Annotated in this window: 21 protein-coding genes; 15 read left to right on the top strand and 6 right to left on the bottom strand. The window is 70.6% G+C overall.

Features of this window, described 5'->3' with window-relative positions; all coding sequences use genetic code 11:
* The first annotated feature begins 272 nt into the window (after positions 1–272).
* Positions 273–1,337 (top strand): hypothetical protein, encoded by a 1,065-nt coding sequence (locus tag CQ047_RS02425; RefSeq protein WP_146114257.1) that lies wholly within the window; start codon positions 273–275, stop codon positions 1,335–1,337.
* 19 nt (positions 1,338–1,356) lie between these two features.
* Here CQ047_RS02425 and CQ047_RS02430 read toward each other — a convergent pair whose 3' ends face one another.
* Together CQ047_RS02430 and CQ047_RS02435 are read right to left on the bottom strand one after the other, a co-directional pair.
* Positions 1,357–2,904, bottom strand: coding sequence for a sugar transferase (locus tag CQ047_RS02430; protein WP_105672686.1), 1,548 nt, complete (start codon positions 2,902–2,904; stop codon positions 1,357–1,359).
* A 129-nt stretch (positions 2,905–3,033) separates the two neighbouring features.
* Positions 3,034–4,518: a polysaccharide biosynthesis tyrosine autokinase gene (locus CQ047_RS02435; RefSeq protein ID WP_105672687.1), complete on the bottom strand. Its 1,485-nt coding sequence runs from the start codon at positions 4,516–4,518 to the stop codon at positions 3,034–3,036.
* An 86-nt stretch (positions 4,519–4,604) separates the two neighbouring features.
* Between CQ047_RS02435 and CQ047_RS02440 the strand changes: the two genes are divergently transcribed.
* Positions 4,605–5,378 (top strand): CPBP family intramembrane glutamic endopeptidase, encoded by a 774-nt coding sequence (locus tag CQ047_RS02440; RefSeq protein ID WP_105672688.1) that lies wholly within the window; start codon positions 4,605–4,607, stop codon positions 5,376–5,378.
* 8 nt (positions 5,379–5,386) lie between these two features.
* Here the strand turns inward: CQ047_RS02440 and CQ047_RS02445 are convergent, their stop codons facing one another.
* Together CQ047_RS02445 and CQ047_RS02450 are read right to left on the bottom strand one after the other, a co-directional pair.
* Entirely contained in the window at positions 5,387–6,067 is a 681-nt protein-coding gene (locus CQ047_RS02445; protein WP_105672689.1) for a low molecular weight phosphatase family protein, read from the bottom strand.
* Positions 6,064–7,011, bottom strand: a complete 948-nt coding sequence (locus CQ047_RS02450; RefSeq protein ID WP_105672690.1) for a Ppx/GppA phosphatase family protein — start codon at positions 7,009–7,011, stop codon at positions 6,064–6,066. Before CQ047_RS02450 ends, CQ047_RS02445 begins: the two co-directional genes overlap by 4 nt.
* A 36-nt stretch (positions 7,012–7,047) precedes the next feature.
* Here CQ047_RS02450 and coaA point away from each other — a divergent pair, with 36 nt between their 5' ends.
* Positions 7,048–7,992, top strand: coding sequence for a type I pantothenate kinase (gene coaA, locus CQ047_RS02455; protein WP_105672691.1), 945 nt, complete (start codon positions 7,048–7,050; stop codon positions 7,990–7,992).
* A 141-nt stretch (positions 7,993–8,133) separates the two neighbouring features.
* Positions 8,134–9,981: a glutamine--fructose-6-phosphate transaminase (isomerizing) gene (gene glmS, locus CQ047_RS02460; RefSeq protein ID WP_105672692.1), complete on the top strand. Its 1,848-nt coding sequence runs from the start codon at positions 8,134–8,136 to the stop codon at positions 9,979–9,981.
* Positions 9,982–10,180: 199 nt separating this feature from the next.
* Here the strand turns inward: glmS and CQ047_RS02465 are convergent, their stop codons facing one another.
* Positions 10,181–11,014, bottom strand: a complete 834-nt coding sequence (locus CQ047_RS02465) for a DUF559 domain-containing protein (RefSeq protein WP_105672693.1) — start codon at positions 11,012–11,014, stop codon at positions 10,181–10,183.
* Between the two features lie 257 nt (positions 11,015–11,271).
* On the opposite strand from CQ047_RS02465, the gene CQ047_RS02470 reads away from it, so the two are divergent.
* The 11 genes from CQ047_RS02470 (at position 11,272) to CQ047_RS02520 (ending at position 20,780) form a co-directional block, all read left to right on the top strand.
* A complete protein-coding gene (locus CQ047_RS02470; protein ID WP_105672694.1) occupies positions 11,272–11,631 on the top strand; it encodes a holo-ACP synthase in 360 nt (119 codons plus the stop codon).
* Entirely contained in the window at positions 11,628–12,734 is a 1,107-nt protein-coding gene (gene alr, locus CQ047_RS02475; RefSeq protein WP_105672695.1) for an alanine racemase, read from the top strand. The genes CQ047_RS02470 and alr overlap by 4 nt, the downstream gene beginning before the upstream one ends.
* Positions 12,731–13,216 (top strand): tRNA (adenosine(37)-N6)-threonylcarbamoyltransferase complex ATPase subunit type 1 TsaE, encoded by a 486-nt coding sequence (tsaE, locus tag CQ047_RS02480; protein WP_223586964.1) that lies wholly within the window; start codon positions 12,731–12,733, stop codon positions 13,214–13,216. The genes alr and tsaE overlap by 4 nt, the downstream gene beginning before the upstream one ends.
* The gene (locus CQ047_RS02485; RefSeq protein ID WP_105672696.1) at positions 13,213–13,998 is read left to right on the top strand and encodes a response regulator transcription factor; all 786 of its coding nucleotides are present in this window, start codon (positions 13,213–13,215) and stop codon (positions 13,996–13,998) included. The genes tsaE and CQ047_RS02485 overlap by 4 nt, the downstream gene beginning before the upstream one ends.
* Positions 13,999–14,182: 184 nt before the next feature.
* On the top strand, positions 14,183–15,772 hold the full coding sequence (locus tag CQ047_RS02490; protein WP_105672697.1) for a HAMP domain-containing sensor histidine kinase: 1,590 nt from the start codon (positions 14,183–14,185) through the stop codon (positions 15,770–15,772).
* Positions 15,769–16,926, top strand: coding sequence for a hypothetical protein (locus CQ047_RS02495; RefSeq protein WP_105672698.1), 1,158 nt, complete (start codon positions 15,769–15,771; stop codon positions 16,924–16,926). Before CQ047_RS02490 ends, CQ047_RS02495 begins: the two co-directional genes overlap by 4 nt.
* Positions 16,923–17,534: a tRNA (adenosine(37)-N6)-threonylcarbamoyltransferase complex dimerization subunit type 1 TsaB gene (gene tsaB / locus CQ047_RS02500; protein WP_105672699.1), complete on the top strand. Its 612-nt coding sequence runs from the start codon at positions 16,923–16,925 to the stop codon at positions 17,532–17,534. Before CQ047_RS02495 ends, tsaB begins: the two co-directional genes overlap by 4 nt.
* A complete protein-coding gene (gene rimI, locus CQ047_RS02505; RefSeq protein ID WP_105672700.1) occupies positions 17,531–18,022 on the top strand; it encodes a ribosomal protein S18-alanine N-acetyltransferase in 492 nt (163 codons plus the stop codon). Before tsaB ends, rimI begins: the two co-directional genes overlap by 4 nt.
* A complete protein-coding gene (gene tsaD, locus CQ047_RS02510) occupies positions 18,019–19,083 on the top strand; it encodes a tRNA (adenosine(37)-N6)-threonylcarbamoyltransferase complex transferase subunit TsaD (protein WP_105672701.1) in 1,065 nt (354 codons plus the stop codon). The genes rimI and tsaD overlap by 4 nt, the downstream gene beginning before the upstream one ends.
* Positions 19,080–19,544: a hypothetical protein gene (locus CQ047_RS02515; protein WP_105672702.1), complete on the top strand. Its 465-nt coding sequence runs from the start codon at positions 19,080–19,082 to the stop codon at positions 19,542–19,544. Before tsaD ends, CQ047_RS02515 begins: the two co-directional genes overlap by 4 nt.
* Positions 19,545–19,589: 45 nt before the next feature.
* Positions 19,590–20,780, top strand: coding sequence for a hypothetical protein (locus CQ047_RS02520; protein ID WP_105672703.1), 1,191 nt, complete (start codon positions 19,590–19,592; stop codon positions 20,778–20,780).
* Here CQ047_RS02520 and CQ047_RS02525 read toward each other — a convergent pair whose 3' ends face one another.
* Entirely contained in the window at positions 20,781–21,986 is a 1,206-nt protein-coding gene (locus CQ047_RS02525; protein WP_374954049.1) for an SAM-dependent methyltransferase, read from the bottom strand.
* Positions 21,987–22,053 lie beyond the last annotated feature (67 nt).

The following is a 22,053-nucleotide window of genomic DNA, read 5'->3' on the forward strand; positions in this document are numbered from 1 at the left end:
AAGGGCCTGCTATGGGCGAATCGGCGACCGTCGGTCCTGCGTGGCACAGGCTGCGCTTCGCGGCGATCCAGCTGGCCTCCGCGGGAGCGGGGATGGTCGCGTGGATGGTCCTTCCGCGCATCGCGAGTGGGATGGAACAGGGGCCCGCGATCGTGGCCTTCGCGCTGGGCCCCATCCTAGCGTTGCCCCTGACTATCGGTATACCGGTTACGCTCCCCAACGCGTTCCGCCGTGGGGCGGACGGGAGCCATCTGCGCCCAGGCGCGTGGGCGGTGCCTCTGCGGATCGTCTGCGGCATCCTCGCCGTCGCGCTCGGGGTCGGGATCGTGCTCTCCATCGTCGGCATCGCGGGCCTCCCCGTGGAGACGGGAGCGCTGACCGCGTCCTATGCGGCGGGGATGGGGACGTGGCTGATCGCGGCGCAAGTCGCCCGCATCCGCGAGTCGACTCTCCTGATGGCCGCGGGTGGCCTGCTCAACCCGATCCTGCCGCTGGCGTGGATGCTCTTCGCCGGACTCGGGCTTCCGCTCGACCTCGCCGCGACGGCGACCGTCGCCGTGATGACCGTGCTGTGCGCCGGGATCTGGTTCGGGATGCGAGGGCTGCTGTCCGCGCATCCGTCCGCGCCGGGGGGAGAGGCTGGGAGGACGCTCGCGATGGCGACCGTGCTGGTGCCGCATCTGGCACTGTTCGCCGTGCTCATGCAGGGCATCCGGCTCTCGGCCATCGTCGCCGGCGCCCCCGCTCTGCTGGAGCAGGCTCATCTGGCCGCCCTCGGCGTCACGATGGTCAGCGTCCTGATCAACTCCGTCCACGCGCTGCTCTCGGTGCGGATGCAGATGGCCGACGACCCCGCGCTGACCGCGGCTGTGCGGGCCTCGTCGGTCGGCTACGGCGCCCTCGCGCTGACGAGCACCGTGATCACCCTGATCTTCTATCTCGTGCTCCCGATGGTGTCGGGCGTCGCCGTGCCCCTCGCGGTAGCCGCGCCGCTGGGCCTCACCGTGCCGGCGCTCGCCGTGTACTACTCCTCGTCGGCCATCCAGCTCCGGACCGGCTCCGCGATCAGGCTGCTCACCGCGTCAGGCGGCGCTGTGGTGCTGTGGGCGCTCGCGACCGTCGTGATGCGACCGGACACCCTTCAGGGGCTGTCCTGGGTCTACGCGATCGCTCCCGTGACGCTGGCCGCGGTCGCCGCCGTGCTGGGTTCGTTCAACCCCGACCCGGTCACGCGGGACGCCACCAGGCTGATGCTCCGCAGGATCGCGCTCCCGGTGGCCGCCTGCGTCGCCCTGCTCGCCGTCGCGGGCGTCGTGGTCGCGGTGACGGGCGTCTGACGGGGTCGATCGCCGCACGCTAGTGGGCGCTGTTCCCCGGCAGGATCACCGCTCTCAGCGTCTTGAGCAGGATGCCGATGTCTCCTAGGAGCGACCAGTTCTCCACGTAGTACAGGTCGAGGCGGACCGTCTCCTCCCACGTCGTGGTCGAGCGGCCGCTGACCTGCCAGAGGCCGGAGACGCCGGGCCTGGCGAGGAGCCGCCGCCGCGCGGCATCGGAGTACAGGGCGACCTCGGCGGCCACCTGGGGGCGGGGGCCGACGAGGCTCATCGATCCGCCGAGCACGTTGAAGAACTGCGGCAGCTCGTCGAGCGAGTACTTGCGGATGAACCGTCCGACCGGTGTGATCCGCGGGTCGTCCTTCACCTTGAACAGCGGCGTCTCGCTCGTGCCCTGGGCATCGAGCAGGGCGCGGAGCTCGGCGTCGGCTCCCACGCGCATGGATCGGAACTTCAGCATCCTGAACGGGGTGCCCTTCAGCCCGATCCGCTCCTGGGCGAAGAGGAGGGGGCCGGGGCTCGTGGCCTTCACGGCGATCGCGACGCCGAGGAGGAGCGGCGAGGAGAGCGCGATGAGCGCGAGCGCGCCGATGATGTCCATGGTGCGTTTGACGATGCGCTGCCCCGAGCTGAACCGGGGGATCTCGACGTGGATGAGGGGGAGGCCGGCGACGGGGCGCGAGTGGATGCGCGGCCCCGCGATGTCGGTGATGCTCGGAGCGAGCACGAGGTGCTGTCGCCCGGCCTCCAGAGACCAGGAGATCTGCTTCAGCCGCGAGGGCGGCAGGTCGCCGGTGCTGGTGACCGCGACGGTGTCGGCGCCCGTGCGGACGAGGCCGAGCTCGACGTCGTCGACGGAGCCGACGACGGGGACGTCCGTGCCGGGGACGAGGTCCCCGATCCGCGCGCCGGGGATGCACGCCCCGACGACCGTGTAACCAGCGTCGGACACTCGGCGGAGCTCGTTGGCGATCGCCGTCACCGACTCGCCGGATCCCACGAGGAGGACGCGTGCCGAGTAGCCTCCGGCGCGACGGTTGGACACCAGCCACTGGCGCCAGAGCCACCGGACGAGCGCGAGCGTGACGATGCCCGCGGGGAGACTGATCAGCAGGTAGCCGCGTGCGACCTCCGACTTGGTCAGGAAGGCGACGATCGCGATCATGCCGAAGACGCCGAGGCTGGCGCGCGCGACCCGGACGTACTCCGTCGTTCCGGTGCCGATCACGCGATGGCTGCGGGAGTCGGCGAGGCCGAGCGCGCAGGCCCAGGCGATGACGAGCCCCGCGGAGAAGAGCCAGTAGGAGATGTTGCCCACGCCCAGCAGGTTGTCGGTCGGCACCGAGGTGTTGCCGAATCCCAGCCAGGCGATCTGCGTGCCGTACACGACCCAGATGAGCGCGAGGAGATCGGTGATCCGGAGGTTGCGTGCGTAGCGCGCGCGCCAGTCGAAGCCGGCCCGCGTGCTGCCGGCTGCGGAACCGAGCGCTCTCCTGTCTGCGCCCGCCCCGGTGTCACTCTCTTCCTGCGTCTTCTTCGTCGCGTCGATGTCGTGTGTCGACGTCACTGTGACCTCGTAATATTCTGGTATTTCCCCCGCGTGAACAGTAGCAGAGCGGGGGATGCCGGAAGGTGCTCGAGGTCGCGGATTTCACGCGGATGTAACAAACCGCCCGGGGCTCGGGGTGCTGGCGGCTCAGCCGCGCTTGAGCAGGTCGTCGAACGCGTCGGCGGAGTCCGACTCCGCAGGCATCACGGCCTTGCCGGTCGAGCGCCTCTTCGCCGCCGAGGACGCCGACGAGGCGCCCGCCTTGTGGCCGTGACCGTACCCGTATCCATAGCCGTACCCGTACCCGTAGGTGTACGCGTCGGCGCCCTTCGTCGGGACCATCGTCAGGACCACTCCGGCGACCTTCGCGCCCACGGTCGCGAGGGCGTCGAGAGCCCCCTGGAGCTGGTGCGTCGTCGTCCTGCCGACGGCGACCGCCATGATCGCCCCCGACGTCACCCGGGACAGCACAGCGGCATCCGTCACCGGCAGCAGGGGAGGAGCATCGCACAGCACGACGTCGAACTCCTCGGCCAGCGCGTCGAGGAGCTTCTTCATCCGGGCGGAGCCGAGCAGCTCGCTCGGGTTCGGCGGGATCTTGCCCGCGGGGAGCACGTACATCGAGCGGTTGCCCCAGGGCAGCAGCACGTCCGACACCTTGGCGCGGCCGATCAGGACGTCGGTGAGGCCGGTGCCGCCCTCGATGCCCAGGTACTCGGCGACCTTCGGCTTGCGCAGGTCCGTGTCCACCAGGGCCACGCGCTTGCCGCTGTCGGCGAGCGCGATCGCCAGGTTGAGCGTCGTCGTGGACTTGCCCTCCGTGGGGATGCTGGAGGTGATGACGAACGTGTGGCCGCCGTCCATCTCCAGGAACTGCAGGTTCGTGCGCAGCGAGCGGAACGCCTCGGAGCGAGGGTTGAGCGGATCGGCCTGGATGATGAGCGGCCGCTCCTTCGCCTTCGGGTCGAGCGGGATGGCGCCGATCAGCGGTCGATCGGTGAGCTCCTCCACGTCGCGAGGGGAGCGGACGCGGTTGTCCAGCACCGAGCGCAGCACGGCGATGCCGATGCCGATCGCGAGGCCGACGAGCAGGCCGAGGGCGAGGTTCAGCGGGATGTTGGGGCTGACGGGGGCGTACGCGGCGGCGGCATCCCGCACCCGGGTGAGCTTGATGGCGCTCTGGTCCTGGCCGGCGGGGGTGTCGATGCGCTCCACAGCCGCGGCGAGGCTCGCACCGAGCGCGTTGGCGATGTCGGCCGCCATGACGGGATCGGGGTCCTGCACCGTGATCTGGATCAGCGTGCTGTTCAGCGGGCTCGACGACCTCACGTTCTCGGCCAGGTCGTCGGCCGAGGTGTCGAGGCCGAGCTGGGTGATCACGGGGTTCATCACGACGGGTTCGCGCACCAGGCTGACGTACGTCGTGATGCGGGACTGCGCGAAGGACGACCCCTGCTGCAGCTCGGTCACGGTGCTGCCCGCCTGCGACTGCACGAAGACCACGCTCTGCGACTCGTACATCGGCGTGCGGGTGAGGGAGTATCCGGCGGCGGCGGCGAGTCCGAGCAGCGTCGCGATCACGATCGCGAGCCAGCTCTTGCGCAGGATGCGGATGTAGTCGCTGAGCTCCATGTCGCCTCTCGTCGGTTCCCCTTGGCGGTTCATTGTCGCATAGGAACAGCATTCTGATATTCCGGTTGGCGCTACGGTGGATCCCGATGACCGACTCCGCCGTTGACCCGTCGCATCGCTCGCGCGCGCCTCGACGGAGGGCGTGGTGGAGCGGCGGCTCGACCGTGCGCGCATGGAACGGGGAGCTCCTCGGCTGGAGCGTGATCGGCCTCGGCGCAGGCATGCTCCTGGGGGCGTGGCTCGGGATGCTCTTCGGGGGCGTGTGGGGCCAGGCCGCGCTGTGGGCGGCGCTGCTGACACCGGTCATCCTCGCGTTCCGGAGGGGGATCCCCCGGGGGCTGCTCGCCGTCCGCCCTGTGGACCTGCTCTACGGCGTCGTCCTCGGCCTCGTGCTGCGGATCGTGCAGGGATGGTCGGCGGTCGCGTTCGGAGGCTCCGGCGCCCTCCCGTCCTACGCATCCCTGGACGGCTCGCTGCCGAGGCTCTGGTGGGCGGAGGACCTCCTGGCCGGGGGGATCGTGGCCCCCGTGATCGAGGAGCTCTTCTTCCGCGGGGTTCTCCTCGTCGCCCTGTTCAGCGTGGTGAGGCGGAGCGCGCGGAGAGCATCGCCGGATCGTCGGGGCGCCGGCATCCGGAGGGCCGGCGTCGTATCGGTCGCCGTCACCACCGTGCTCTTCGTCCTGACGCATCAGCTCGTGTCGGCTCTGACGCCGGATGCCGCGGTCGCGCTGACGCTCCTCGGCATCGCGACCGGCGCGCTCGTCGTGCTCACCGGGCGGATCTGGCCCGCGGTGCTGGTGCACATCGTGTTCAACCTGAGCGGGGTCGGGTTGATCGTCGCCGGGACGCTGCTCGGCTGACCGGCCACTCAGAGCAGCGCGGCTCGCAGGACTCTGGCGACCTCGTCCACGGCGGGGATCAGCTGCGACGCGGACTCCTCGTACACGGCGCGATCGCGACGATACGGGTCGATCACATCGTCGTCCTGCGTTCTGGCGGGGGGCATCTGCCCTCGTCGCCCAGCGACGAGCGCGAGCACGGCCGCGAGGCGCGCACGCGGGGCCGTGCCCGCGGCATCCGCGGTCCGGCGGATGGCGTCGTCGTCCAGAGCAGTGGAGAGCGCGGCGAACTCCCGCACGGTGAACGCGCGCCGCAGAGCCGAGGGAGCGAGCTCGACGGACGCGGTCCGGTGCTCGCGGGACATGGCGAGGACGAGGTCGGCTCCCGCGACGATCGGCTCGGTCAGCCACCGCGCGCGGTGGGTCACGACGTCATCGGGGGAGGCTCCGTGCGCCACGGCGATCTCCTGCGACATGCCCGTCATCTCGGCGCCGACCGGCGCGTGCGTGCCTGCGCTGTGCACGGTCGCGTCGACCCCGTGCAGGCGGGCGCGGAGCACGGTCTCCGCCAGGGGGGACCGGCAGATGTTGCCCGTGCAGACGGTGAGGATCACGGGCGTCCCGGAGTCCGCCGACGCATCGGAGGACCGGTCGAGCGCCCGCGGCGCGCTCCGGTCCGCCCGCGCGTCGAAGGAGTCGAGATCCTTCATCGCCCCGCGCCGCTGCTCCAGTTGAGCTGCTCGATGTAGCGCAGCAGCACGCCTTCGCGCAGCGCCCACGGCGAGACCTCCAGCTCGTCGATGTCGAGCACCGTCATCGCGGTGTGCAGGGAGACGGCGGCAGCGACGATCTGGAACGTGCGGTCGGGCGTGATGCCGGGCAGCTCCTGACGAGCGGATGCGGGGAGGCGCGCCAGCCGGGGGATCCAGGACCCGAGGGATGCGCGGGGCAGCAGCATCCGCTCGATCCCCGACCAGCCGGGTACCGGGTAGCCGACGAGCCGCGCGAGCGAGCGGATCGCCTTCGAGGAGCCGACCACGTGGTCGGGGCGGGGGAGCGACGCGAACCGGGGGAGGATCTCGGCGAGCGTCGCCCTGGCGTGCTCGCGCAGACGCTCGACGTCGTCTTCGCCCGGCGGGTCGTTCGGAAGGAACTGCACGGTCATCCGACCGGCGCCCAGGGGGACGGATGCCGCAGCATCCGGCATCTCGTCGCCACCGGCCGCGATCTCGAGAGAGCCGCCGCCGATGTCGAGCAGCAGGAGCTGCCCGGCCGACCAGCCGAACCACCGTCGGACGGCGAGGAAGGTCAGCTCGGCCTCGGTCTCTCCGTCGAGCACCTGCAGCGGCTGGCCGAGAGCCTTCTCGATGCGCGCGATCACGTCGGCGCCGTTGTGGGCGTCGCGCACCGCGCTGGTGGCCGTCGCGAGCAGCTCGTCCACCCGCTCCTCCGCGGCGACCCTGCGCGCCTGCGTGACCGCGGCCTCGAGTGCCAGGACGCCCTCTTCGGAGATCGCGCCGTCCGGGGTGAGATAGCGCATGAGCCGCAGCACGGTGCGGTCGCTCGTCGTCGCGAGAGGCCTCCCGCCGGGGCGGACGTCCGCCGCGAGCATATGGACGGTGTTCGATCCGATATCGAGGACTCCCAAGCGCACGGGAAGAGACTACCGGTGCCCCGTTACGATGTATGCGTGACCACCGTCGACCCCACGCTGCCACTGTCTCCGTACCGGGAGATCGATCGCGCCGAGTGGGCGCGGCTCGCGGCAGGTCTCGATCAGCCGCTCACCGAGACCGAGGTCGTCGAGCTGCGCGGCATCGGCGACCGGCTCGACCTCACCGAGGTCCGCGAGGTGTACCTCCCGTTGAGCAGGCTGCTCAGCCTGTACGCGACGTCGACCAAGAAGCTCGGCGCGGCGACGTCGTCCTTCCTGCAGGAGGACGACTCCACCACGCCGTTCGTCGTCGGCGTCGCCGGCTCCGTCGCCGTGGGCAAGTCGACCATCGCCCGACTGCTGCGCGAGCTGATGAGCCGCTGGCCGGGCACGCCCCGCGTCGAGCTCGTCACGACCGACGGCTTCCTCTACCCGAACGCCGAGCTCGAGCGCCGCGGCCTCATGGACCGCAAGGGGTTCCCCGAGTCGTACGACCGCAGATCGCTGCTCCAGTTCCTCACCGAGGTGAAGAGCGGTGCGCCTGAGGTCCGTGCGCCCTTCTACTCGCACATGCGCTACGACATCGTCCCCGACGCCCACGTCGTGGTGCGCCGCCCCGACGTGGTGATCGTCGAGGGCCTCAACGTCCTGCAGCCGCCGCCCGCGCCGAACGACGTCGCCGTGAGCGACCTGTTCGACTTCTCGATCTTCGTCGACGCCGACACCGCGCACATCGAGAAGTGGTACGTCGACCGCTTCCTCGCGCTGCGCCAGGGGGCGTTCTCGAATCCGTCCTCGTACTTCAACGTGTTCGCGCACCTCACCGACACCGAGGCGATCACCACGGCGCTCGGGTACTGGAACGAGATCAACATGCCGAACCTCGTCGAGAACGTGATGCCGACGAAGCATCGAGCGCGGCTCGTCCTGAACAAGGGCGTCGACCACTCCGTCGAGAGCGTGCTGCTGCGCAAGCTCTGACCGACTCTTCCTCCGCCTTTCCGGTCGTCGAGCATCCGCCTCCCGGTCGTTGAGCGAGCACAGCGAGTCGAAGCGCGGCCTCACGCGACATCCGCTATTCGTTCGGAATCCTGCCAAAAGTGTGCGCTTACCCTTGAGGGTATGTGTGGAATCGTCGGATACGTGGGCCCGCGCCCCAGCCAGGACATCCTGCTCGCAGGACTCGCTCGCCTCGAGTACCGCGGCTATGACTCCGCGGGCGTCGCCGTCATCGACGACGCCGGGACGCTCGGGATGCGCAAGAAGGCCGGCAAGCTCAGCGCCCTGCGCGACTCGCTCGCCGAATCGGCCCTGCCCGACGGCAGCACCGGGATCGGGCACACCCGCTGGGCGACGCACGGTGGACCGACCGACGTCAACGCCCACCCGCACCTCGCGGACGGCGACAAGCTCGCCCTGATCCACAACGGCATCATCGAGAACTTCGCCACGCTCCGTGACGAGCTCCTGGCTGACGGCGTCGTCTTCCGCAGCGAGACCGACACCGAGGTCGCCGCCGCGCTCCTCGGCCGCGAGTACGCGGGCAACGGGGGAGACCTGCAGCTCGCCTTCCGCAGCATCGTGAACCGCCTCGAGGGCGCGTTCACCCTCCTCGCGATGCACCAGGACCACCCGGGACTCGTCGTCGGCGCTCGCCGCAACTCCCCCCTCGTGATCGGCCTCGGCGAGGGAGAGAACTTCCTCGGCTCCGACGTCGCCGCATTCGTCGAGCACACGCGCAAGGCCCTCGCGATCGGTCAGGACCAGATCGTGTCGATCACGCCGGATGCCGTCACCGTCACCGACTTCGCCGGGACCCCGGTCGAGGCCGAGCCCTTCGACGTGTCGTGGGATGCCGCCGCCGCCGAGAAGGGCGGATGGTCGTCGTTCATGGCCAAGGAGGTCGCGGAACAGCCGGAGGCCGTCGCGAACACGATCCGCGGTCGCATCCACGACGGCCAGGTCGTCATCCCCGAGCTCGACGGTCTCGATGAGCTCTTCGCGGGGATCAACCGCATCATCATCACGGCGTGCGGCACCGCCGCCTACTCGGCTCTCGTCGGCAAGTACGCGATCGAGCAGTGGGCGCGGATCCCCGTCGACGTCGAGCTCGCCCACGAGTTCCGCTACCGCGACCCGGTGATCGGCGCCGACACGCTCGTCGTCTCGATCAGCCAGTCCGGCGAGACCATGGACACGCTCATGGCTGTCAAGTACGCGAACGAACGCGGCGCGCGCACGCTCTCGATCTGCAACACGCAGGGTGCGACGATTCCCCGCGAGTCGGATGCCGTCGTCTACACGCACGCCGGACCGGAGGTCGCGGTCGCGTCCACCAAGGCGTTCTCCGCGCAGATCACCGCCCTGCTGCTGCTCGGCCTCCACATGGGCCGCGTCCGCGGAACGGTCGCCGACGCCTCCGTCGACGTCGCCGAGCTGCAGGCGCTTCCGGAGAAGATCGCCCGTGTCCTCGCGGAGGAGCAGGACCACGTGCAGCAGCTCGCCGGCTGGATGGCCGACACCCGCTCGGTGCTCTTCCTCGGCCGCCACGTGGGCTTCCCGATCGCGCTCGAGGGCGCGCTCAAGCTCAAGGAGATCTCCTACATCCACGCCGAGGGCTTCGCCGCCGGCGAGCTCAAGCACGGCCCGATCGCACTGATCGAACCGGGGCAGCCCGTGTTCGTGCTCCTGCCCTCGCCCCGTCACTCGGCGCTCATCCACTCGAAGGTCGTCTCGAACATCCAGGAGATCCGCGCTCGCGGCGCCCGGGTGATCGTGGTCGCCGAAGAGGGGGATGCCGCCGTGCTCCCCTTCGCCGACGAGGTCATCCGCATCCCGCTGGCCGGGGCGATGTTCGAGCCGCTGCTGTCGGTCGTCCCGCTGCAGATCTTCGCCATGGCTCTCGCCACCGCGAAGGGCCTCGACGTCGACCAGCCGCGCAACCTCGCGAAGTCGGTCACGGTCGAGTAGACCTCCTGCGGGATTCGTCCGATGCTGAGGCCGGGTCCGTGTCGCTTCGTGCCGCGGGCCCGTGCTGCTTTGTCGGCTCAGAGATCCGATTGTCGGCCCGACCGGGCCCACCGCGCCGACAGAGTGGCCTCGGCGCCGACAGAACGACGCGTCAGCGGCGTATGAACGGCGCGCAGGGCGGACCGTGCGCGGCGCGGAATCAGCGCGCGGCGCGGAGGAGGGCCTGCTCGATGGCGGCGACCACGCTCGGCCACTCGTGCACGACCATCGCGTAGTCGAATCGCAGGGTTTCGAATCCCAGGGCGGATGCTGCGGCATCCCTCACCAGATCACGGTGCCTCCGGTCGACGCCGGCGTGATTCTCTCTGCCGTCGACCTCGAGGATCAGCCGGCGTCCGACGACGAAGTCGACCCGGCCGACGCCGGCGATGTCGACTTGGCAGTCGAGTCGGATGCCGAGCAGGTGCAGTCGGAGCCGTAGGAGCGACTCGAGCCCGCTCTCCGCATCGGGGCGTGCGAGATCGAGCATCCATTCGGCGGAGCGGGGCAGGGCGGTGCGGATCCGTGCGCGGTCGTGGGCGTCGATCAGCCGTTTGTTCCACGCCGATTCGTAAGCGGCGAAGAACGCCTCCCCGTCGATGCAGCGATAGGCGTGGATGAGGCAGTCGGCGACCGGCGCGAGTCCGAGGGCCGATCTCCCGACGGAGAAGTGCACGCTGCAGGCGCAGTCGGGGTGCGCATGCGCGCGTCCGGCCTTGCCGAGCCAGACGTGGATCGATCGGTCCGACTCAGGCAGCACCCAGACTCCCCACGCGCGCAGGGCGGAAGCGCAGGTGAGCGCCCCTCCATGCGCCGCCGCAGTGACGATGTCGGGGTCGAGGTCCGGGAGCGCGTACACCCCCTGACGGACCCGATTGATGCGGCCGGCATCGGCTGCTCTTCTGACCTCGCTTCTGGAGCATCCGTACTGCTGGATGCGGGAACCGTGGCTGATGCCGCCGAAGCGCTCAAGCAGGTATGCAGGATCGAACATCCTCCGAGCATCCGTCCGTTTCCGTGTCCGTGGCGGCTCGGAGCGGCGTTGTGGACGGATTCCGGGATCTTCGCGATTGTGGACGACGAGTCGTGCGACGTGGGGAAGGTGAGTCGAGCGACGCTCTGGCGGCTCAGATCACGGAGTGTCTGCGGAACCCGGGCCTCTCAGCCGACAGCAAGGCCTTCGCGCCGACGAACGGAGGGCGCGAAGAACACGGAGGGGATGCCGGAACCGGCGCCTACTAGGCTGAACGGGTGATCATCGGGACCGGCATCGACCTCGTGGACATCCCGCGATTCGAGCGGACCATCGAGCGCACGCCCAGACTGCTGCAGCGCCTCTTCACGCCGAGCGAGCAGACCCTGCGGCTGCCGTCGCTGGCCGCGCGCTACGCCGCCAAGGAGGCGCTCATCAAGGCGCTCGGCGGCTCGGACGGCGTGCACTGGACCGAGATCGAGATCGCATCCGAGGCCTCAGGTCGACCCCGGTTCGTGCTCAGCGGCACGACCGCCGCCGTCGTCGACGAGCGCGGCATCACCACGCTGCACCTGACCCTCACCCACGACGCAGGCCTCGCCGCCGCGTTCGTCGTCGCCGAAGGAGAGCCGCTGTGACCGTTCCGTTCCGCGAGGCGAGCATCGACCTCGGCGCCATCAGCGAGAACGTGCGCCACTTCACGAGGCTCACCGGCGTGCAGGTCATCGCCGTCGTCAAGGCCAACGCCTACGGACATGGCGCCGCGGCCGCGGCCGTCGCGGCTCTGGCCGGGGGCGCGACCCGACTGGGGGTCGCGGAGATCCCCGAGGCTCTCGATCTGCGACGACAGGGCATCACGGCCCCGATCGTGGCGTGGCTGCATGCCCCGGGGGAGCGGTTCGAGCAGGCGGCCGCGCAGGGCATCGAGCTGGGGATCTCGTCGTTCGACCAGCTCGAGGCCGCTGCCAGGGCGGCTGACGTCGACCATCCCGTCGGCGTGCATCTGAAGTTCGAGACCGGGCTGTCGCGCAACGGCATCGCCCCCGCCGACTGGGGCCGCGTGCTCGCGGAGGCCGCTCGGCTGGAGCGCATCGGACGTCTGCGGATCGTGGGGCTCTTCAGCCATCTCTCCAACACCTCTCCCGAGGACGACAGGGCGGCTCTCGCCCGGTTCGAGGAGGGTGTCGCGACGGCGGCCTCCTTCGGCATCCGCCCAGAGATCCGGCACATCGCGGCCACCGCCGCCGCCATCGACCTGCCGGAGACGCGCCTCGACGCGGTGCGCATCGGCATCGGCATCTACGGCGTATCGCCCTTCGAGGAGCGCACGTCGGCGTCGCTCGGCCTGCGTCCGGCCATGACCCTGCGCGGTTCCATCGCGGCTGTGCGCAGGGTGCCGGCCGGCACGGGCGTCTCATACGGCTACGCCCACCGCACCGATCGGGACACGACCCTGGTTCTGGTGCCGCTCGGGTACGCGGACGGGGTTCCGCGGAACGCGTCCGGCCGGCTTCCGGTGTCGATCGGGGGGCGCCGTTTCCTGAACGCGGGACGCATCGCGATGGACCAGTTCGTCGTCGACGTCGGCGACACCCCCGTCTCGATCGGCGACGAGGTCGTGCTGTTCGGCGACCCCACGCTCGGCGTCCCGTCGGCGGCGGAGTGGGGGGATGCCGCGGATACGATCGGCTACGAGATCGTCACGCGCATCGGCGCCAGGGTTCCGCGGAGGACCACGTGAGCGTCGACCCCTCCCTCCTCGGACGTCGGGAGATCGAGACCGCGGACGACATGGAGGAGCTCGGGCGGACGCTCGGGGCGACTCTGGAGGCTGGGGACCTGCTGATCCTCACCGGTCCGCTCGGTGCGGGAAAGACCACCTTCACCAGGGGGCTGGCCGAGGGACTCGGGGTGCGCGGACCCGTGCAGAGCCCGACGTTCGTCATAGCGCGCACGCATCCGTCGCTCGTCGGTCGCGCACCGCTCGTGCACGTCGATGCCTACCGGCTCGGCTCCGGTGCGGAGCTGGAAGACCTCGATCTCGATCTCGCACGGTCCGTCGTGGTCGTCGAGTGGGGCCGGGGCATGGCCGAGGATCTCGCCGACGCGTGGTGGGACGTCGAGCTGGAGCGACCAGTCGGGCGTGCGGACGGCCTCGACGCGTCCGAGCTGGACGCCGACGCTCCCAGGATCGTGACGATCGCTCGAGAGGAGCGTCGATGAGCATCGTCTCGGAGTCCGCGCGCGTCGCCGTCATCATCGAGGACGACGTCGACGTGCAGACGCTGCTGGACGAGGTCTTCCGCGCCGCAGGGTTCGAGACCGTGCTGGCGGGTTCTGCGCCCGAGGGCATCGCCGCCGTCGTCGCGCACCACCCCGTGATCACGACGCTCGACGTGAATCTGCCGGGGATGGACGGCTTCGAGGCCGCGCGACGGATCCGCGAGGTCAGCACGACGTTCATCATCATGCTCTCCGCGCTCTCCGAGGAGCCGGACGTCGTCCTCGGACTCTCTGCGGGGGCCGACGACTATCTCGTGAAGCCCGTCCGCCCGCGCGAGCTGCGCGCCCGGATCGAGGCCGTGATGCGTCGTCCGCGCTTCGAGGCGCCGCTCGCGCACGGATCCTCCTCCACCGGAGCCACGATGCCGTCGCTCCCGGCCGGCCTGCAGACGCATCGCGACCTCTCCCTCGATCCCGATACGCACACGGTGCTCGTCGGGGGCGGAGAGGTCGAGCTCACCCCGACCGAGTTCGATCTCCTGGCGACCCTGCTCGATTCGGGACGCCGTGTGCGCAGCAAGGCCGAACTGGCCCTCGTCCTCCGCGGCGACACCGTGGGAGGGGTGTCCGACTACGTCGGCGAGCCCGACAAGCGCACCGTCGAGGCGCACATGACGAATCTGCGTCGCAAGCTCGGCGACACCCCCGCCGACCCTCGCTTCATCGAGACGGTTCGCGGTGTGGGCTATCGCCTCACCTCCGCTGATCTCCCGACCGGCTGAGTCCCGGAGGCCTCGGGCGGTCGAGGCCGCGGTTCCCCAACCGCGGCCCCCAGCCGCGCTCCCCAGCCGCGGTTTCCGTCCCCATCAGGATCGTATTGCCCGCGCCGCCCCCGGCGGACGCAGCATCCGCCTTCTTTGAGTAATCTTGCGAGAACGTTGAGGATCGAGGGAGAGGCGGTCGACGATGTCCCGCACGCTGTCGATCTGGCGATGGCAGCTGATCTTCACGGGCAGCATGCTCGCGGTCGTCGTGGTGATCGCCGCCTTCTCACCGCACACCTTCGGCAACCCGCTGGTGGCGCTGGGGCTCGTCGTTCTCGTCGCGACCACCCTGGCGACGCTCATGGTTCCGTGGCCGCGCATCCCGCAGTCGATCGTCGTCGCGGTGCCCCTCCTCGACGCGCTCGCCGTTGGTCTGGCGACGAGCGCTCCCGGCATGCGCATCGAGCTCCTCTGGGTGTTCCCGGTCGCCTGGCTCGCGTCGTACTTCGCGCTGCCGTGGGTGTTCGCGGGCATCGGCTTCATCAGCGCGTGTCTTCTCCTCTTCACGAGCCGCAGCGGAGAACCCGCCGACGTGCTCGTGCGCGTGCTCATCGTCGTGCTGACGCTGAGCTTCCTCGGCACGACGATCCGCATCGGCGCACAGCGCTCGCGGGCCGCGAGACGGCTCCTGCAGCGGCAGTCCGAGCAGGCGGAGAGGGCCGCCGATCGTGCGCAGACCCAGGAGCAGCGGGTCACGCAGGTGATCGACGCCCTGGACGTGGCGCTCGTCGTGGTCAACGCGGACGGTCGGATCCTGAAGATGAACGACGCCTATCGCACGCTGTACGGGCGTGATCGATTCGGGGCCGCTCTGCCGTCGACGGCCGTGGAGTACGACGAGCGCAGGGGTGCGCCGCTGTCACCAGAGCGGACGACCCTGTCGCTCGCGGCACGTGCCGAGGAGCTCAGGAGCGAGCGGATCTGGCTCTTCGATCAGGAGGGGCGGTGGCGCGCACTGCAGGCGAGCACGCAGCGCCTCGCCGACGCGACGGCTCGCGACCGCAGCACCCTGCTCATCATCGACGACGTCACCGCGCTGATCGAGGCCGCCGAAGAGCGGCGCACCCTCACCGCGATCGTGTCGCACGAGCTGCGCAACCCGTTGATGGCGATCCTCGGCCACGTCGACCTCCTGCGGGAGCGGCACGACCTGCCCGGCTCCGTCGTCGCGCAGCTGGAGGTCATCTCCAACGCCAGCGAACGGATGCAGCGGCTGGTGGAGAGCACGCAGGACGAAGCGAGGCGCGCGTCGGAGTCGCTGCCGGAACCGGTCGATCTCCGCCAGGTCGTCGATGCGTCGGCGGCGTCGTACTCGGCGATCGCGAGGAGCAACCGGCAGGAGCTCGTCGTGGAGGGACTCGACAGGCTCGTGGTGCGCGGAGACGCCTTCCGTCTGCGCCAGGTGCTCGACAATCTGCTGAGCAACGCGGTCAAGTACACCCCGGGCGGTGGCGGCATCCGGGTGAGTCTCGGTGCGGACGACGGCGGGGCGGTGCTCACGATCGCCGACACGGGCGACGGGATGACGGCCGACGAGGTCGCGCGGGTCTTCGACCCCTACTTCCGCACCGCGCGGGCCGTGGTCGGGGGCGCCCCCGGCACCGGGCTGGGCATGGGCATCGCCCGCGACATCGTGTCCGACCACGACGGGAGCATCGAGGTGGGCAGCGCTCCCGGCGCGGGAACCCGTGTCACGGTGCGGTTCCCGCTGACCGAGGAGGACGGATCATGAGGGAGCTGACGCACACCGCGATCAGCGTCGACGTCATGACCAGCATGGTCGCGGTGGTGACGGTTGTGACGGTGGTCGTGATCGGGCTCGCGACGCTCGCGCGGCCGAGCAGGGCGACGATCACCTGGGGGGCGGCGTTCGCACTGGGGATGCTCGGCACCTACCTGTGGGTCGGCGGTCTCCAGCTGCATGAGCCGCGTCTGACGGCCGGAGCCTCCGGTCTGCTGCTCTGCTTCGAGCCGCTCCTCTGGCTGGGACTGCGGATGCACAGGGGCGCGCGCCCGCTCTGGTGGCCGTCTCTCGGCTTCATGGTGCTCATCCCGACCGTGCTCGTGCTCGCGGCGGGGACACCGGCGTTCCAGGTGACGTTCCGCCTCTCGTTCCTCAGTGCGAGCGTCTTCGCCGGGCTCGTCGCGTGGGAGCTGATCCGACTGAAGACGGTGTCGCGCGACATCACGATGCCGCTTCTCCTGGCCGCGTGCTCGTTCGTCGTCGTCGCGATCGCCGGCGCCGTCTCCGTGCTGCTGGACAACGGCGTGAGCTCGGGCGAGCAGCTGAGCGTGCTCCGCGGCGTCAACAGCGTGGGCACCGTGGTGACCAGCATCTGCGCGGCGTTCACCCTCGTGCTCCTCGTGCGGTCCGATCGGGTCGCTCCGGCCACGGGCGATGCGGCCGGGCGTGCGGCGCGCAGGCTGCGCAAGGCGGAGGCCCAGAACGACCACTCCTGGTCCGTCCTCGACGTGCGGCTGGACGATCCGCTGGACCTCAGGGAGGCGTCGACGAGCACCGGATATGCGGCGATCGTCGAGCGCTTCCACTCCGACATCGAGGAGGTGCTCCCCGCGAGTGCCGACGCCGATCGCGTCGACGACTCCCACTCGATCATCGTCATCCGCGGGAGCGAAGAGGAGATCCGGCACCACATCCGCGCTCTGCTGCAGCGGATCTCGGCGATCGAGCACGATGCGGGCGCCTCCGGGATCCGGGTGTCGGCGAGCATCGGCTGGGCGAGCGCATCGGCCTGGGGGCACGACTACGACGCGCTGGCGGCAGCGGCCGGCACGGCATCGGCGTCCGCCCGCGCCGATGGCGGCGACCGCTGGAAGCGCGCGGAGGAGAACGGCTCAGCATCCCCGGCTACCCTGGAAGCGTGATCCTCGCCGTCGACACCTCCCTCGGTACCGCCGTGGCCCTCATCGACGCCGACGGCGCCCTCCGCGCCGAGGCGGCGACCGCCGACCCGCTCGGGCACGCCGAGGTGATCGGCGATCTGCTCGCCGATGTCCTGAAGGGCGCGGGGGCGGGGGAGATCACCCACGTCGTGTCCGGCATGGGCCCCGGGCCCTTCACCGGCCTGCGCATCGGCATCGCGGCGGCTCGTGCCTTCGCCCTCGGGCGTGGCATCCCCGTGGTCCCGGTGCCGAGCCATCTCGCGGCGGCGCTCTCGGTGTCCGCCGACGGTCCGTTCGCCATCGTCACCGACGCGCGTCGTCGAGAGGTCGCGGTCACGGTGTTCGACGGGACGGATGCTGCCGGCATCCCCACCGTCGTCGCCGACACTGTTCTCGTGCCCGCGGTCGAGGCCGATGCGCACCTGGGCGGCATCCGGCGGATCGACGTGTCTGAACTGTCCGGCGCCGACCTGGCGCGGGTCGCGGCGCGTGCACTCGCGGCAGGACGCGTCCTGGCCGACGACGAGCCGCTGTACCTGCGGCACCCCGACGTCGTGCTCCCCGGAGCGCCGAAGCGGGTGGGATCATGACGCTGCGTCCCGCGACTCCGGCCGATCTCGACGGGATCATGGCGATCGAGAACCGCGCGTTCCCGACCGACGCGTGGAGCGCCGAGTCGATGGCGTCCGAGCTCGCCAGCCCGCACGCCCGCTACCTCGTCGACGAGGTCGACGGCGTGATGATCGGCTACGGCGGTGTGCGGGCGCTGCAGGGCGGGTCGGATGCCGACATCCAGACCATCGCGTTCGACGCCGATCGTCGCGGTGAGGGCCGAGGACGGGCCCTGCTGCGCGCGCTGCTCGAGGCGGCAGTGGGGCGGGGCGCACGAGAGGTGTTCCTCGAGGTGCGCGACGACAACCCCGCCGCGGCGGGGCTGTACGTCTCGGAGGGTTTCGAGGAGATCGGCCGCCGCCCCCGCTACTATCAGCCGGACGATGTGGATGCGATCGTGATGCGCCTCGACCTGCGCGCGTGGGATGCGCGGCGCACCGCGACGCCGAAGGAGCAGACCGCATGACCGCCGCCCCCCTTGTGCTCGGCATCGAGACGAGCTGCGACGAGACCGGTATCGGCATCGTCCGCGGACGCACCCTGCTCTCGAACACGATCGCTTCGAGCATGGACGAGCACGCCCGCTATGGCGGCGTCGTTCCGGAGGTGGCCGCGCGCGCTCATCTGGAGGCGCTGCAGCCGTCGATCGACGCGGCTCTCGACGAGGCCGGCATCCGTCTGCAGGATCTCGACGCGGTGGCGGTCACCAGCGGCCCGGGACTCGCGGGGGCGCTCATGGTCGGCGTCGGTGCGGCCAAGGGCCTCGCGGTGTCGATCGACAAGCCCCTGTACGCGGTCAACCACCTGGTGGGGCACATCGCGGCCGACATCCTCACGGCGGACTCCGCGCCGCTGGAGTACCCGACCATCGCGCTCCTCGTCTCGGGTGGGCACACCTCGCTCCTGCACGTCCGCGACCTCACGACCGACGTCGAGCTGCTCGGCGAGACCATGGACGATGCCGCGGGCGAGGCCTTCGACAAGGTCGCAAGGCTCCTCTCTCTGCCCTACCCCGGCGGGCCCGAGATCGACAGGGCTGCGGCCGACGGCGACCCGAACGCGATCCGCTTCCCCCGTGGCCTGTCCAAGGCGTCCGATCTGGCGAAGCACCGCTACGACTTCTCCTTCTCCGGACTCAAGACCGCCGTCGCCCGCTGGGTCGAGCGCTGCGAGGCCGATGGCGTCGAGGTGCCGGTGGCCGATGTGGCGGCGAGCTTCCGCGAGGCCGTCGTCGACGTGCTCGTGACGAAGGCGCTGGCGGCGTGCGAGGATCTCGGAGTCCCGCGACTGCTGCTCGGCGGAGGCGTCATCGCGAACCGCAGGCTGCGCGAGGTCGCGCTCGCCCGTGCCGAGAAGGCGGGGGTGACGGTGCGCATCCCGCCGCTGTCGCTGTGCACCGACAACGGCGCCATGATCGCGGCGCTCGCCGCAGAGCTGATCTCCTCTGGTCGGCGGCCGTCGACCCTCGCCTTCGGCGCCGACTCGACCCTCCCCGTCACGGAGATCCAGGTGGCCGAGCGCTCATGACCACACCGGACGACGGGCTGCGCGCCCGCATCGAAGGACCCAGCGGCGAGGTCGAGCGCCCGGCGGGGTCTGCTCGTCTCCCCGGCGCCAGACGCGACGCGTACACGAAGCTGCCCACCGGGCCGGTGACCGTGGAGCCGGTCGTCGCCAGCGGGCCGCACCTCGAAGACGACGACGAATACGACGGGTGGGAGCCCTCGGCAGCGCCCGCATCCGTCGACGAGACGCGGCTCGCGCCCTGGGCGCTGCTCGCCGCGATCGTCTCGCTGTGCGCCTCGTTCTTCGTCGGCTGGGTGATCCCGGTCGCGGTGGTGGCCGTGATCGCGGCGATCATGTCGCTGCGGCGTCCGGCCGAGAGCAGAGCCGTCGCGACGTGGGCTCTCGTGCTCGGCCTCGCGGCGACGACGTACAGTCTGGGCTGGCTGGTGTGGGCCGGTCTGCAGTTCGAGAGGTTCGGGTAGCGGATGCTCGACGCCGACCGGACATCGATGTCATCAGGGGGGCCGATGCCGCACGATCATGACGGCGAGGAGCGTCGTGCGCTCCAACGCAAGGCGTATGGCCGCGAGGCGTCGCTCACGGATGCCGAGGCTCGGCGTCTGCACGAGCTCGAGCACGCCCTCCGCGAGAGCGCCCGCCCCGAGGCCACGGCGGAGCGTTCCGCGCGGACGGCGGTCCGCGACACGGGGCCGGTGGACGGAGCCCGCCTGGACGGCATGCGGGCGGGCGAGGTGCAGCCTCCCGTCACGCGGGGAGTCCTCGACGAGGAGAGCACCGCAGCGGCGTCCGTGGCCGAAGAGCCCATGACCGAGAGCGCGGCAGACGAGGCGGCGCCGGGCATCTGGAGGACTCTGCGGTCGCACGGGAAGCCCGTGGCCGTTGCGTCCGCCGTCCTGCTGGCGATCGGACTCGGCGCGGGTTGGGCGCTGTTCTCTCCGCGTGCGAGCGACATCCCGCTCAGCGCGGAGGAGGTGGAGCGCAAGCTGGAGCTCTACACGGCGCAGAAGTTCGACGACGGCTCGCTGCGCGCCGTCGCGCGCGATGGAGACGCCCTCGTCTGGTTCGCCACCAAGAGCGCGCCGGAGCCGCAGTCGTGCCTGACGCTCGATGTGGGGGAGCAGTCCTCCATCAACTGCGTCACCGATGACGAGTTCGCCACGTTCCCGTTGAACGCGTCGATCTCGGTGCCTTCTGACGAGGGCGGTTCGATGGGTGGGAGCAGTGTGAACGCCACGGGCATGCTGACCACCGCCGGCGAGGTGATGGTCGCGATCAACCGCTGGAACTACGACGACTCCATGCTCGATCAGTTCGAGGGCGAGGAGAAGGTGCGTGCCCAGGCGCTCATCGACGAGGGGTACCAGCCGGGGATGTCCCTGATCGGACACTTCCGCGGAGAGCCCGTGTGGGTCGCCGACCGCTTCACCGACACGGGCTCGATGGAGAGATGCCTGATCGTCGATGTCGTGGATGCATCGAAATGCGCCGCGCCGGACAACAGCGGGAAGCAGGCGCCGATCCGGCTGAGCTCCGGAGACGCGGATGACTCGCCGTGGTCCCTGACCGTGGAGTTCACCGGCTGGGGCATGCCCTACCTGACGATCACCGAGGGTCCGACCGGCGGATCGCTCGTGGTGATCGACACCGAGTCGGGGGATCCGATCGAGGTCCAGGTCCCCGTGGACCCTGCCGGCTGACTAGGCCGCAGACACCCGGTCGGCGAGGATCGCCAGACGCTCGTCGCCGATGCGGGTGAGGATCAGCGTCGCCGACTCCGCGCCCTTCAGCACGAGCTTCCTGCGGAAGGCCGCAGGGTCGACGTCCATGCCGCGCTTCTTGATCTCCAGGGTGCCGATGCCGTTCCTCTTGAGCACCGCGCTGATCGCCTTGGGATTGGCGGGCATCGTCTCGCGCACGCGGAACGACTGCACGAACGGACTCGTGAGCGCCGCATCCGAGGTGAGGTATGCGATGCGCTCGTCGAGCATGCCCGCCTCCAGGCTGCGGGCGACGTCGCCGATGAGCCGCGCGCGGATGACGGCTCCGTCCGGTTCGTGCAGGAAGGCGCCGAGCGGGCGCACCGGCGCGTCCTCGGCGTCGGCGCCCGCGGTGAGCTCGTAGGAGCGCTCGCCGCGGATGAGGAGCGCCGCTCTGCGAACGCCCTCTCTGGCGAGGACACCGGTCCAGACCACGAGCTCCACGACGCTGCCGTCCGCGCTCACCCACTGTGCCTCTGCGTCGGCGGGGAGGCTGTCGCGATCGTGCGCGGGTCCGAGCTTGATGCCGGTCGGCGTGCGCGATGCCACGTCGAAGGCCCAGTCCAGCGACGGTGAGTAGTCGTCGGCCGAGACGCGGCGGGTCTCGCTGTGCCCGGAGGTGCGTCGCGCGGGGTCCATCCAGATCGCGCGAGCGGCGGGCGCGGTCGCCGTGCTCAGCTCCCGGTACGCATCCTCCGCCGTGCTGTGGCGCACGTCCGATCCGAACGGCGCGAGGTTGTACGCGGCGATCGCGGCTGTGACCTCGTCGGCGTCGACGGCCGTCACCTCGAGTCCTGCCCCGGCGAAGGCGAGGGCGTCGCCGCCGATTCCGCAGCCGAGATCGGCGACGCTCGTCAGACCGGCGCTGCGGATGCGCTGGGCGTGCCGTGCGGCGACCCCCAGCCTCGTCGCCTGCTCGAGGCCGGCGCGGGTGAACAGCATCCGCTCGGCGAAGTCGCCGAACTTCGCCCGTGCCCTGGCGCGCAGGTGGGCCTGACCCACGACCGCCGAGACGAGTTCGGGGGAGTGGCCCGCAGCGCGCAGTCGCGACACGGCCCTGGCGACCTCGCCCGTCGACTCGATCGGCCCGAGGGCGTCGAGGAGCTCGAGTCCGTCGGGGGTGAGCAGGGCGCGCAGCTCGGACATCTCCACCCGTTCAGCTTAGGTCGTGCCCGGCTGGCACTCGCATTGCATGAGTGCCAGCTGAGCGCTT

The sequence above is a fragment of the Microbacterium sp. MYb72 genome (assembly GCF_002979415.1).
In the GTDB taxonomy this organism is placed as follows: domain Bacteria; phylum Actinomycetota; class Actinomycetes; order Actinomycetales; family Microbacteriaceae; genus Microbacterium; species Microbacterium natoriense.

Excerpts from the sequence above, each read along its gene's own strand:
- CQ047_RS02495 (WP_105672698.1), top strand. The coding sequence starts at position 15,769 with ATGAGGGAGCTGACGCACACCGCGATCAGCGTCGACGTCATGACCAGC.
- tsaD (WP_105672701.1), top strand. The coding sequence starts at position 18,019 with ATGACCGCCGCCCCCCTTGTGCTCGGCATCGAGACGAGCTGCGACGAG.
- rimI (WP_105672700.1), top strand. The coding sequence starts at position 17,531 with ATGACGCTGCGTCCCGCGACTCCGGCCGATCTCGACGGGATCATGGCG.
- CQ047_RS02485 (WP_105672696.1), top strand. The coding sequence starts at position 13,213 with ATGAGCATCGTCTCGGAGTCCGCGCGCGTCGCCGTCATCATCGAGGAC.
- CQ047_RS02465 (WP_105672693.1), bottom strand. The coding sequence starts at position 11,014 with ATGTTCGATCCTGCATACCTGCTTGAGCGCTTCGGCGGCATCAGCCAC.
- CQ047_RS02440 (WP_105672688.1), top strand. The coding sequence starts at position 4,605 with ATGACCGACTCCGCCGTTGACCCGTCGCATCGCTCGCGCGCGCCTCGA.
- CQ047_RS02490 (WP_105672697.1), top strand. The coding sequence starts at position 14,183 with ATGTCCCGCACGCTGTCGATCTGGCGATGGCAGCTGATCTTCACGGGC.
- CQ047_RS02515 (WP_105672702.1), top strand. The coding sequence starts at position 19,080 with ATGACCACACCGGACGACGGGCTGCGCGCCCGCATCGAAGGACCCAGC.
- CQ047_RS02445 (WP_105672689.1), bottom strand. The coding sequence starts at position 6,067 with ATGAAGGATCTCGACTCCTTCGACGCGCGGGCGGACCGGAGCGCGCCG.
- CQ047_RS02525 (WP_374954049.1), bottom strand. The coding sequence starts at position 21,986 with ATGTCCGAGCTGCGCGCCCTGCTCACCCCCGACGGACTCGAGCTCCTC.
- CQ047_RS02435 (WP_105672687.1), bottom strand. The coding sequence starts at position 4,518 with ATGGAGCTCAGCGACTACATCCGCATCCTGCGCAAGAGCTGGCTCGCG.
- glmS (WP_105672692.1), top strand. The coding sequence starts at position 8,134 with ATGTGTGGAATCGTCGGATACGTGGGCCCGCGCCCCAGCCAGGACATC.
- CQ047_RS02520 (WP_105672703.1), top strand. The coding sequence starts at position 19,590 with ATGCCGCACGATCATGACGGCGAGGAGCGTCGTGCGCTCCAACGCAAG.